The organism is Rhodococcus sp. 15-649-2-2 (assembly GCF_002258645.1).
Taxonomy (GTDB): Bacteria; Actinomycetota; Actinomycetes; order Mycobacteriales; family Mycobacteriaceae; genus Rhodococcoides.
On the sequence record NZ_NPFM01000034.1, the window covers coordinates 147,577 to 161,559 of the forward strand.

Consider the following 13,983-nt stretch of genomic DNA (forward strand, 5'->3'; position numbering starts at 1 on the left):
GTCGCTCGGACCCCACGGTCCTACGGCGCAAGTCGACTCCGGGGCCGCCCATCACGGCCTCCGGCTCGACCGACATTCACCGCTCGGCGGCGTCCATCGCTGTGTCGAGTGCCCGTCCGACCACCACCAGCGACTCTGCTGAAGTCATGTTCGCGTGCGTGGCCTCGACATCGACGTTCTCGATGGTGCCGCCTACGTACGGCGACCAGAGCAGCGCCGCGTCGCCTGCGGACGGGTGATCTCGGACTGCTGAGAAGAACAGCAGATCTCCCTCGAGTGCCACCGGCGAGTAGCCGTTGATCTTCGTCGCGCTCGCGAGAGCGTCCTCGTACAGCGTCGACACCTGTAGCTCGTCGAACATGTCCAGTTCGGCCAGCACGAGATCGACGACCTGCCGGCGAGTGGCCTCGCTGCGCAAGTCGGTGAGCTCCCCCGCCCCACCGATCCCGAGCGCGCGCAGATTGTCCGCGAACTCTTCGGCGAACACCGCCTCGTCGACGGTGGGGAGACTGTCGAGCATCGCTACGACGCCGACTTCGTGACCGGCAGCTCGCAGTGCAACAGCTACCGCGTGAGCAAGGACGCCACCGAAGGACCACCCCAGAAGATGGATGGGTCCGGTCGGCTGCACGCGAACGATCTCCCGTGCGTACAACTCGGCCTGCTCCACCATGGTGCGCATCGAGTCCGATGCGTCGCGCAACTGCGGAAGCTGCACGCCGTAGATGGGGCGTCCCGGTGCAGTGGTCTCGGCCAACGCGGCATAGTTCCACGCCAGCCCGATCATCGGATGAATACAGAACAACGCCGGACGGTCGCCACCGGCTCGGATGGGAAGTATCGCCGCCAGCGGATCTGCGGCAGCACCGCCCGCTGCCGAACCCGCCGCCTCGTGGATCCGACACGCGAGCAGCTCGACGGTGGGCTCGGTCAAGACCCACTGCACCTGCACCGCCGACCCGCACCGCGATCGGATCCGAGCCGCGAGCTTCGCAGCGAGCAACGAATTACCGCCCAGCTCGAAGAATCTGTCGTCGAGCCCGACGTCGTCGAGCCCGAGCACGTCGGCCACCGAGGCCGCCACATCCGCTTCGAGATCTGTGGTCGGCGCACGAAACTCGATCCGGCGCACCTGCGGGTCCGGTAGTGCGCGACGATCGAGCTTGCCGTTGACCGTCAACGGCAACGACTCGAGGACCATCAGGGCGTCGGGAACCATGTACGACGCCAGGCTCTGCGCGGCGTGCCCGCGCACATGATCGAGATCCACGGACCCGTCGTCGGGCACCACGTATCCGACGAGTCGGGATCCGAGGTGCTCGTCCTCGCGGACGATGGCGACAGCCTGCGCCACACCGGGCGCGGACCGAAGCGCTGCTTCGACCTCGCCGAGCTCGATCCTGAAGCCACGCAATTGCACCTGCGAGTCCGCCCGACCGACATAGTCGAGGGTGCCCTGCGGCGTCCACTGCGCCAGATCGCCGGTGCGGTACATACGCGCGCCGACGCCCTGGAACGGATTCGCGACGAATCGTCCTACCGTCAGTCCTGCACGTCCAAGGTACCCGCGCGCGAGCTGCACTCCGAAGACATAGACCTCGCCCACCACTCCGACCGGCACTGGACGCAGACCCTGATCGAGGACGTAGGTTCCGAGGCCGTCGATCGCGGTCCCGATCGGGTGTCGGACGTTCTCGTCGACACCACGGACCTCATGATGTGTCACGTGCACCGTGGTCTCGGTGATCCCGTACATGTTGCTCAGAAGCGGCGCATCGACTCCGTGCGCGTCGAACCATCCGGTGAGCTTGCTCGGGTCAAGGGCCTCGCCGCCGAACACGATGTGCCGCAACGACGTCGGAGACGACGACGCGGCCCGCTCGGCATCGACGAACTGATAGAACGCCGATGGCGTCTGGCTGAGCATCGTCACGCCCTCGCGCGCCACGAGCTCGACGAACTCCCGAGGCGACCGGGACGTGGCATGATCCACCACCACCAGAGTGCCGCCGTGCAACAACGGTCCCCAGATCTCCCACACGGAGAAGTCGAACGCGAACGAGTGGAACATCGTCCACACGTCACTCGGTCCGAAGTCGAATGTCCGATCGGTGTTGCGGAACAGCCGTACGACGTTCTCGTTGGGTATCGCAACGCCTTTCGGCGTGCCGGTGGACCCGGAGGTGTAGATGACGTACGCGAGATCGGCACCACTGCGCGCCGTATCGGGTCGGGTCACCGAAGACTGCTCGGTCGCACCCGCACCCTCCCACGCGATGACCGGCACACCGAATTCGGCGTACGACGCCCCGCCGTCGCGGTCCGTCAGTACACACGTCGGACGTGCATCCTCGATCATGAAGCGCGCCCGGTCGAGCGGCAGCGACGTGTCGACGGGGAGGTAGCCGGCACCGGACTTCAGTACGGCCAGCAAGCCGACGATCAGCTCGATACCGCGGGGAAGCGCTATGGCAACCAAGGTTTCCCGTCCCGCACCGGTGTCGACGAGCGTGCCGACCAGCTTCTCGGCTCGTACGTCGAGCTCGCGGTAGGTCACGCGTTCGTCACCGAAGACCACGGCGACAGCGTCGGGTGCGGCCGATACCTGCTTCTCGAACAGGGAGATCAGCGACTCGTCCCCCGCCTCGGAATCGAGCTCGGCTGCAACGGTTTCCGTCACACCGTTCCAGGTCTGCAGCACCTCCGTCCGCTCGGCACCGTCGAGAATGTCGATGGAACGGGCCTTGTCGGCTCCGTTCGATCCGTCGGCGACGGAGTCCAGTACCCGGGCAAATCTCGTCGTCATCGATTCCGCGGCGTCGGCGTCGACCAGATCGGCTCGATACTTCAGCGTGAAGGTGATCTCGGCGTCGGCTACGACCACCAGGGTCAACGGGTAGTGAGTTGCGTCCTTGGTGTCGACACCGAGGACGCTCATCCCGTCGATCGAGCTCGCCGCGGACAAACCGGACTTGTCGATCGGGTACGACTCGAACACCACCAGGGTGTCGAACACTGCTCCCGAGCCGACCGCCTGCTGGATATCGGTGAGACCCACGTAATGATGATCGAGAAGTTCCGCCTGCTCCCTCTGCGTGCGGTGCACCAGATCCTCGATGCTCGAGTTCGCGTCCTGGGTGAATCGGACCGGAACGGTGTTGATGAACAGACCGACCATCGATTCGATGCCGTCGAGCTCCGCCGGACGACCGGACACCGTGGTTCCGAACACGACATCGTCGCGAGTCAGCAAGCGCGAGAGCAGAACTCCCCACGCCACCTGAACCAGAGTGTTCATCGTGACGCCCAGTTCCGACGCGCGGTCCGACAACCGAGCGGCGTCCGCACCGCTGAGGACGAATCTCTTCTCGGCTACAGCAGGAGAGCCGGAATCCGCGGAGCCGTGCTGCGAGATCAGCGTCGGGTCGTCCAGTCCCGCGAACGCCCGTCGCCACGCGTCCAGCGAGTCGTCGAGGTCACGCGTGGACAGCCACGCGAGGAAATTGCGGTAAGGACGGACCCTCGGCAGAACGGATGTCTCGCCGCGGGTCGCGTACAGGACCAGCAGATCCTTCATCAAGATGGGCATCGACCAGCCGTCGAGCAGAATGTGGTGGCTGGTCACGCCGAGCGTCCACCGATCGGCGGCCGTGCGGATCAACAAGAACCTGATCAGCGGCGGCGCGGTCATATCGAATCCGAGCGCTTGTTCAGCACTCAGCAACTCGTCCGCAGACGTCGAATCATGTTCGGCAACGGTGAGATCGATTGTTCGCCACGGCACGCGAACCGACTCGACGACGACCTGTACGGCATTGCCGGTCTCGTCGCGCAGGTATGCGGTGCGCAGGTTGGAATACCGTTCGAGAATCCGATCCGCCGCTAGGTGCAGCCGCTCCGCGTCGACGTCGCCGCCGAGGTGCAGCTGGATCTGCGTGGTGTACACGTCGGTCGTGGCCTCGGAGATCGACGCGTGGAACAGCAGTCCGTTCTGCAGCGGCGACAGCGGCCAGATGTCGCGGACCGACGGCAGCTGCGCCTCTACCCGCTCGATGTCGCGCTGAGTCAGCTGCACGAGCGGCAGATCCGACGGGGTCAGACCTCCGGCACCGTCGTGTCGGCCGTGCTCGACGATGGACGTCAGCGCATCTCGCCAGTGCTCGGCCAAGGCGTGAACGTCGGACTCCGACAACAGGGTCGTCGGGAAGCCGAAATCTGCGGTGAGGCGTCCACCGACCACAACGGCGTTGATGTCGATCGGAGCCATGGCGGGGGCGTCCGCGTCGGGCGTCCCGGTGAGGTCACCGAGGTCGCCGGCCGGAATCCACCCGACCTTCTCCATGCCCTCGGGTATGTCGGCCGCCGACACTCGGCCCAGGTAGTTGAAGCTGATCTGCGCGTGCGCTGCCGAGGGTGGTGCGAACGCCGGGTCGCCCATGTACCGCAGCAATCCGTAGCCCAGCCCCTTGTCCGGAATCGATCGCAACTGCTCCTTGACCGACTTCACGACGGCACCGGCAGCGATGCCACCCGAGTAGGCGTCGCCCACGTCGATGGTCTCGAGTTCGAGTCGAACGGGGTAGATGCCGGTGAACCAGCCGACCGTACGGGACAGATCGGCCCCTGGGGCCAGCGACTCCTCGCGACCGTGACCCTCGAGTCTGATCAGAACCGACGAGGACCCCGTGCCCCGCTCGTCACGCCAGCGGGCCACGGCGAGCGAGAGTGCGGCGAGGAGAACGTCGTCGACACCGGCGTTGAAGGCAGTGGGGACAGCCGTCGTCACGGCCTCGGTCGTAGCCTCGTCCACCTCGATGTGCACCTTGCGCACAGTCGATGCCAAGTCCACCGCGGGATCGAAGGGGCGCGTACCGACGGGCACCTCGATCCGGTCCAGAACCGAAGTCCAGTAGGGCAATTCGGCTCGGCGAACATCGGAACCCGCGTTGTCGACCAGTGCGTGCGCCCACCGCCGGAACGACGTGCCGACCGCATCGAGCGTCGGCACCGACCCGGCAGACACCTGCAGCCAGGCCGAAATCAGATCGGGAACGATGATGCGCCAGGACACGCCGTCGACGACGAGGTGGTGGGCAGCGACGATGAGCCTGCCCGTGTCGTCGGTTCCTTGTCCAGACGGTGATGTCGGATCGAGCCAGGCGAACTCGACGACTCGTCCGGCCGCCGGGTCCAGCCGACTCAGCGCACCCTCGAGTGCTGTCGCCGCGAGGTTCAGACGATCCTCGTCATCGAGGGCCGCATCGACGGCCGTGCGAGTGACGGCCGCTGCGACATCGACACTGCCGTGCTCGCGCGTGCGCAACACCCACGCACCGTCGACGTCGCGTTGCAGTACCGCGCGCAACATGTCGTGGCGATCGATCACGGCGGTGAGGGTGGCGACTATCTGGCTCTCGGTGATGCCGGCAGGAAGCTCGAGAGCGAGGTTCTGGGTGAACCGATCGAAGCCACCGGCGCGCTCGACCATGAAGCCGACGGCCGGGGTCAGCGGAATCGTCCCCACTCCGCCGCCGGGAAGTTCCTCGAGTACCTCGGCGGCACCGGATTCCACGATCTCGGCCAGTGCGGCAACGGTTCTGAGCTCGAACACGTCCCGCGGTCCGAAGTTCAGGCCCCGGGCCCGAGCGCGCGAGACCAGCTGGATGGACACGATGCTGTCACCGCCGAGGGCGAAGAACGAGTCGTCCACGCCCACGGTGTCGACACCGAGTACTTCCGCGAACACCTCGCTCAGGGCGCGCTCGGTCTCGGTGGACGGTTCGCGACCTGCAGTGGTCTCGAACACCGGTTCCGGCAACGCGTTTCGGTCGAGTTTGCCCACCGGGGTCAGCGGCACTTCGTCCACCACGACGACGGCCGAGGGCACCATGTGTGCAGGAAGAGATTCACCGACGTGCTCACGAACGTCGGCGGCGTCGATGTGAGCTCCCGGCTGTAAACGCACGTAGGACACGAGGGCGGTGCCGCCGGAGGCAAGCGTCCGTCCGAGGGTGGCCACGAAGTCGACGCCCGGGTAGGTGGCGACGACGGAGTCGATCTCACCGAGCTCGATGCGGAATCCGCGGATCTTGACCTGGAAGTCCGAGCGGCCCACGTACTCGATCACGTTGCTGCCGTTGCTCTTTCGCCAGCGTACGACGTCACCTGTTCGGTACATCCGGTCTCCGGCGTCGCCGAAAGGATTCGCGACGAAACGCTCGGCCGTCAGCCCGTGCCGCCGGAGATATCCCCGGGAGAGCTGCACACCGGCGAGGTAGAGCTCGCCGGTGACGCCGAGCGGTACCGGGCGCAGGCGTGAATCCAGGACGTACGATGCCATTCCCCGGATGGGCCCGCCGATGGACAACAGGTCGCCGGGGCTCAGAGCGTCGCTGATGTTGGTCATGATGGTGGTCTCGGTCGGGCCGTAGCCGTTGAAGAACCGAACGTGAGTGGACCAGCGCTGCACCAGCTCCGGCGAGCACTGCTCGCCGCCGGCGATCACGACCTCGAGACCGGTCACCGCGTCGGGATCGATCGAGGCCAGAACCGTCGGAGTCAGGAACGTGTGCGTTACCGACTCCCGCGTGATCAGCGCCTCCAGCTCGCCGCCGCCGTATGTGCGCGGTGGCGCGATCACCAGGGTGGACGCGGAGGCAACCGCGAGAAGCAGTTCGAGAACAGACGCGTCGAAACTGGGCGACGCGAAGTGAAGCGCGCGGGATTGCTCGGTCAGCCTGTATCGCTCTCTCTGCTCGGCCGCGAAGTTGGCCAGGCCGCGATGCGTGACCACCACGCCCTTGGGCTTTCCGGTGGAGCCGGAGGTGTAGATGACGTACGCGGCGTCGTCGGTCTGCGCACGGTCGACCGAATCAGTCTGCACCACTGGGGTGTTCGACTGCGCGAGTGCGTCGACGACGATCCAGTCCACCTCGGTCGGCAGTGAGTCGACGACATCCGATGTCGTGAGCCCGATCCGTACGCCGGAGTCGCTGAGCATGAAGCGAACTCGATCGTCCGGGTAGTCGGGATCGACGGGCACGAAGGCCGCGCCGGATGCAGTCACAGCCCACACTGCGGTCACCGACGAGATGCCGCGGCGGGTGGCGACAGCCACTGCGGTGCCGGGTCCGACACCGCGACCCCGCAGAATCTCCGCGATGGCGGCGGACGTCTCGTCGAGCTCGCGATAGGTCACCTGGTTGCCGCCCTGCGCCAGTGCAGTTCCGTCCGGGTTCGCCGCGACGGCATCGGCCATCAGATCCGCAAGGGTTCGTGGGGCGACGGTTCCCACCGGCCCGTGCAGCAGATCCTGCACCTCGCTGGGTGCCGACAACTCGATATCGCCCACCACCGTCTCGGGATCGGCCGCAACGGCGGCCAGCACCCGTACGAGCCGCGCCGAGATCTCGTCGACGGTGTCGGCATCGAACAAGTCTGTGGCGTAGGTGATCACGCCTGCCATGCCGTCGGCGGTGCCGTCGGGCCGGGCTTGTTCGGACAGCGTGAACTGCATGTCGAACTTTGCGCTGGTGTCCTCGATGTCGACACCGGCGATCGTCAGATCGGGCAGCGTCAGAGAACTCGTAGCCGGGTTCTGGAACGAGAGCGCAATCTGGAACAGGGGGTGCCGAGACTGCGAACGTTCGGGGTTCAGCTGTTCCACCAGACGCTCGAACGGCACATCGGCATGCGCGAAGGCCTCGAGGTCCGCGTGCCGCACGGTGTTCAGAACGGTCGCGAACCGGCTGCTCGGCTGCACGTCGGTCCGCAGCACGAGCGTGTTGACGAACATCCCGACGAGGTCGTCGAGGGCGGCGTCCCCACGGCCTGCGATCGGCGTACCGATCACGACGTCGTCGGTGGCCGCCAATCGTGCCAACAGCACGGCGAGCGCTGCGTGGACCACCATGAACAGCGTCGAACCACTCTCGCGTGCGACCCGGCCGAGGGAGGCGTGCAGCGAGGCGTCGATCTCGAAACGAGCCGCCGCTCCCCTGTTGCTGATCACCGGTGGACGAGGTCGGTCCGTGGGTAGATCCACTCGATCGGGAATTCCGGCCAGCGTCCGAGTCCAGAAGTCCAACTGCTTCGAGAGCACCGACTCCGGGTCGGTCTCCTCGCCCAGTACGCGACGCTGCCACAGGGTGTAGTCCGCATACTGCACGGCCAGATCCGACCAGCCCGGGGCGGATCCCGCCGTGCGAGCCGAATACGCCACCGCAAGATCCCGCGCGAGCGGCCCCATCGAGAATGCGTCACCGCTGATGTGGTGCACCACCACGGCCAGTACGTGCTCGCGCTCACCCAGCCGGTAGAGCCACGCTCTCAGCGGTACCTGGATCGTCACATCGAACGGCATGCTCATGGCGTCGGTCAGAACCGCGAGGAGTTCGTTCGGCGCGACGGCAATGGGCGTGAGATCGGGTACCTCGATGCCGTCGGTCACCACCGATTGCCGTGCCCGACCATCGGTTTCGGGATACAGCGTCCGCAGCGACTCGTGTCGATGCACGATGTCGGATACCGCACCCTGTAGCGCAGCCACATCCAGATCACCGGTCAGCGAAATCGCCAACGGCAGATTGTCGGCGGCCGAGGTGGTGTCGAACTGGTTGAGGAACCACATCCGCTGCTGTGCATACGACAGCGGGATCTCCGCCGGACGCTCGACCGGCTCGAGCTTCGGAACGGATCGCTCGGACGACAACGCCGAGACCGCCGCAGCGAAGGCGGCGACAGTGGAGGCCTCGAACAGCGCTCGAACCGGAACGCGCCATCCGGCGGCAACCCCCACTCGTGCGACGAGGCGGGTTGCGATGAGAGAGTTCCCGCCCAGATCGAAGAAATCGTCGTCGAGTCCGACGCGCTCGACACCCAGAACATCGCCGAACGAAGCCGCGACGATCTCCTCCACCGGTGTCGACGGTGCCCGGTACTGCCGGGTATCGATCGACGGGGACGGTAGTGCGCGACGGTCCAACTTGCCGCTCGAGTTCAACGGCAGTTCGCCGAGGACAACGACGGCACTCGGAATCATATACGCGGGCAACAAGTTCTTGGCGAACTCGGTCACAGATGCACGATCGGGTGCGGCACCGACCGTCGGCACCACGTAGGCCACGAGCTGATCACCGGTGGCCGTCGGCACCACCAGCACGACGGCCTGGCTGACATCGGCAGAGGTGAGCAGCGCAGACTCGATGTCACCGAGTTCGATGCGCTGGCCGCGGAACTTGACCTGGAAATCGCTGCGCCCGATGTAGTCGAGCACGCCGTCGGGTCGACGGCGAACCAGGTCGCCGGTTCGATACATCCGAGTGCCGGAACCGCTCACGTCGGCGACGAACCGGTCCGATGTCAGATCCGGACGGGCGACGTAGCCCCGAGCGAGTTGGTCGCCGACCAGATACAGCTCGCCCTGCACACCTGCCGGCACAGGGTGAAGGCGTCGGTCGAGTACCAGTGCGCCGACGTTCCATTCGGCGACACCGATGGGTATCGAACCACGCGAATCCGGCTCCGCGCGATGCTGAGTCACCGACACCGCGGCCTCGGTAGGCCCGTAGAGATTGTGGACGCGAGCAGTGCTGACGCGACCGAAATCGGTCACGGTCTCCGGCGGCAACGCCTCACCGATGACGAAGATGTCGCGCAGTGTGGCGCATTCGGCGGTGCGTGCGTGCGCAGCGAACACGGTGAGCATGGACGGCACGAAGTCCGTGAGTGTCACCCCGTGCCGGGCGATCGAGGCCGAGATGTACTCGGGATCGCGATGCCCGTCCGGCGTCGCGAGAACGATGCGGCCCCCGGTACGCAGCGGCAAGAAGAAGCCCCACACCGACACGTCGAAGGTGGTTGCGGTCTTCTGGAAATAGACGTCGGTGTCCGCCACTTCGTACTGTGCCGTCATCCACGCCAGCTGGTTCTCGACCGCGCGGTGGGACACCGCGACGCCCTTGGGGTTTCCGGTCGAGCCGGAGGTGAAGATGACGTAGGCGGGACTGGCTGTGTGCAGGGGGCGCACCTCGTTCGCGCGCAGAGGAGAACCGTCGAGCGCCGGGTCGAGGGTGTCGATCGCGATGGACTCCGGCACCGTCTCGTGCCCGCTGGTCTCGTCGGGTTCGATGTCGGCGGCGCTGGTGAGCAGACACAACGGCGCCGCCGTGCCGAGGATGTGGGCTCGGCGTTCGCTCGGGAGATCAGGATCGATCGGCACGTAGGCGCCGCCCGCTCGAACTACGGCGTAGATCGCCACCAGCAGGTCGATCGAGCGCCTGATGGACACGGCGACGAGCACCTCGGGGCCGACACCGCGCGAGATCAGATGCCGCGCAAGCGCATTGACTCGGTGGTCGAACTCCGCGTAGGTCAGGGTGACGTCCTCGAACGTCACCGCCGGCGAATCGGGTGTCACGGATACCTGTCGCACGTAGGCGTCCAGGATCGATCGGTCCGGCACCGCGACTGCATCGACGGCAGCATGTTCGGTGGACAGTGCCCGCTCGGCGGCGTCGAGCAGATCCACATCGCCGACCGGAAGTGTCGGCGCATCGACGAGTCGAGCGAGCAGCAGGACGAAGCGGTGTGCGATTCCACGTACCGTCGCCTCGTCGAACAGATCCGCCGCATAGGTGAACGTGCCCGCGAGCGCGTGCTCCTCGGTACCTGCGGCGCGATCCTCCAGGACCAGTTGCAGGTCGAACTTCGCGACCACCTCACCGAAGTCCAGCGGGGAGACCGTCAGCTCCGGCAGCTCGAGTGTGCCTGTGGGCTGGTTCTGGAAGAACAGAGCCACCTGGAACAGCGGGTGGCGGTCGCCGGAGCGAACGGGGTCGAGCACCTCGACCAAACGCTCGAACGGAAGGTCGGCGTGCGCGAATGCCTGTAGATCGGCTTCGCGAACCTGGGAAAGCAGGTCCGAGAATGTGCGGGACGCGTCGACCGCGGTGCGCAGAACGAGGGTGTTGACGAACATTCCGATCACGTCGTCGAGCGCCTGCTCACCTCGACCGGCGATCGGCGATCCGACGACGACGTCTGGGGAATCGGACAAGCGGGCGAGGAGCACCGCGAAAGCGGCGTGTACCACCATGAACGGGGTGGCCCCGTGCTCGCGAGCCAGACGCCCGATCGCCGCCGTCGACGCCGCGTCGATGTCGAATCCGAGTACCCGACCGACTCCGGACGGATCGAGTGGACGGCTACGGTCGGTCGGCAGGTCGAGCTGATCCGGCAACCCCTCGAGGTTGTCCTTCCAGAACGAAATCTGCTGGTGCGCAACGGAGTCGGGATCGTCGTCGGATCCGAGCACCTCGTGCTGCCACAGCGTGTAATCGGCATACTGCACTGCCAGTGGTTCCCAGCCGGGTGCAGTCCCCGCGCTGCGAGCGGCGTAGGCGGTCATGATGTCTCGCACCATCGGTGCGACGGACGAGCCATCGGCGGTGATGTGGTGGGCCACCAGCACGAAGACGTAGTGATCGGTGCCCAGATGCAACAGGCGCAACCGCACCGGGACCTGCTGGGTCACATCGAAGCCCGCGAAAGCCAGCTCCTGAACCCGACGCGCGACCGCATCGGCCCCGATCGTTTCGATCTCGAGCGTGACTCCACTCTCGACCGCGTCCCGCACCATCTGGTACCCGATCCCGTCGACCTCGGGGTAGTACGTGCGCAGAGATTCGTGACGATCGACGACATCGTCGATCGCGGAGGACAGCGCCGGGACGTCGAGAATTCCTCGGAGTTCGATGGCGGCCGGGATGTTGTTCGCTCCCGACGCGGTATCGAAGCGGTTGAGGAACCACATCCGCCGCTGAGCCAGCGACAGTGGGATCCGCTCGGGCCGCTCCCTCGTCGCCAGCACCGGCTGCGGTCGGCTCGCGGCGTTGTCGCCATCGGACGAGGCATTCTCCAAACGGGCGGCGAGGGATTGCACCGTCGAGAACTCGAAGACGGTGCGTGCCGGCACTCGGGTTCCGGTCGCAGCTCCGAGACGTGCGGCCAGTTGCGTTGCGATCAGGGAGTTTCCGCCGAGTTCGAAGAAGTCGTCGTCGGCACCGACTCGGTCCATGCCGAGCAGCTCGCCGAAGATCTGCGCGACGGTGATTTCGGAGGGCGTCGACGGGGAACGGAACTCTGCCGCGGCGAAGACCGGAGCGGGCAACGCGGCCCGATCCAGCTTTCCGACCGGCGTCAACGGGATCGAGTCGAGTGCGATGATCATCGACGGAACCATGTGTCGCGGAAGATGTTGTGCCGCAACCGAAAGAAGTGCTCGCTCGTCGAACTCCGACGTCGCCTCGGGCAGTACGTACGAGACGAGGGCGGTGGACTTCGACGGTGTCTCGCGGCCGACCGTCACGGCGAATTCGACGCTCTCGTCGGCTGACAGAACGGCATCGATCTCACCGAGTTCGACGCGGAAGCCGCGAATTTTGACCTGAAAGTCGTTGCGGCCGATGTATTCGACCACTCGCTCGCCCTCGACCACCCGCCAGCGCACGACGTCTCCGGTGCGGTACATCCGCGCACCGTCCTCGCCGAACGGACAGGCGAGGAAGCGATCCGAGGTCAGTCCACGTCGCTGGTGATAGCCGCGGGCAAGTCCCGGCCCGGCCAGGTACAGCTCTCCTGCCACCCCGTCGGGAACCGGGTTCAGGGATGCGTCGAGCACATACGCGCTGACGCCGCGGATGGGCCCGCCGATCGTCACGCGCTCGTTCTCGGCGATCGGCCCGCCGATGTTGGTCATGATCGTCGTCTCGGTCGGCCCGTACCCGTTGAAGAAACGGCGGCCCTGTGCCCATCGGTTCGCCAGCTCGGGCGGGCAGGCCTCGCCGCCGACGACGACGGTGTGCAGGGTGTCCGTGTCGGCCGGATTCACCGACGCCAATGCTGCTGGGGTGATGAAGGCGTGAGTCACGTTCTGCGCGCGGATGAGCGCAGCCAGATCGTCGCCACCGAGAATCTTCGGAGAGGCGACGACCATGGTCGAACCCCGGCCGATGCTCATCAGGAGTTCGAGTACGGACGCGTCGAAGCTCGGTGATGCGAAGTGCAGCACTCGCGACTGCTCGGTGAGCGAGTAGCGATCGATCTGCTCCTCGCAGAAGTTGCTCAGTCCGGCGTGGGTGACGACGACGCCCTTCGGCAGACCGGTCGATCCGGAGGTGTAGATCATGTATGCCGGATGCGTCGGCTCCAGGGCTCGCACCCGATCCTCCTCGGTGACGGGCTCGCTGGACAGTTCGTCGAGACGCCGAGTCATGTCACTGTCGTCGATCACCAGCCACTCGACCTCCGCGGGCAGATCGTCGCGCACCGCGCCGACGGACAACCCCAGCAGCACGCCGGAGTCGGACACCATGTGCCGCACCCGGTCGGCCGGGTAGGTCGGATCGATCGGCACGAATGCCGCGCCGGTCTTGGCCACCGCCCACAGCGCCATGACGGACAGGTCGGAGCGCGGAATCGACAGGGCGACGAAGTCCTCGGGACCGACGCCACGCGCGATCAGCACGCGGGCCAGAGCAGCCGATCGAGCATCGAGCTCGGCGTAGGTCCAGATTCGGCTGTCGAACACGAGGGCATCCGAGTCGGGTCCGAGCTCGACTGCCGAGGCCAGCAGCTGAGGCAGAAGCGGCGTGCGGGGGCGTCGACGGCGCAGGGGACGCTCACGTCGTGCCGGCCGCTCCCTGGTTCGTGTTTCCCGGCCCCGCTCTCGCGAACCGTTCTCCACCGGGTTACCGCCGCCGGTCGTTCCTGCTGTCCCCGACGTCTCGGTACCCATGAACTGTCGTGCTCCTCACACTCGAACGGCACTCGGGCGTCCGCCGCTCGCCCGATCCAGCCCGGCGGACTATTGACGTCCGACGGTACGCATCACTCGAGATATCGGGTACTTTGCTGGATTCGTTACCCTCGAACTGACGTTGCGTTCAGATGTGAGCTGCCCAGCGATGCGACTTCATGCAGTGC

General features: G+C 66.2%; 1 protein-coding gene. It reads right to left on the reverse strand.

Annotated elements, in window-relative coordinates; all coding sequences use genetic code 11:
• Window positions 1-76: 76 nt before the first annotated feature.
• A complete protein-coding gene (locus CH305_RS26380; RefSeq protein ID WP_094705506.1) occupies window positions 77-13,795 on the reverse strand; it encodes a non-ribosomal peptide synthetase in 13,719 nt (4,572 codons plus the stop codon).
• Window positions 13,796-13,983: the final 188 nt, after the last annotated feature.

Bases quoted from the DNA above. Each gene is read 5' to 3' on its own strand.
- CH305_RS26380 (WP_094705506.1), bottom strand. From the start codon at position 13,795: ATGGGTACCGAGACGTCGGGGACAGCAGGAACGACCGGCGGCGGTAAC.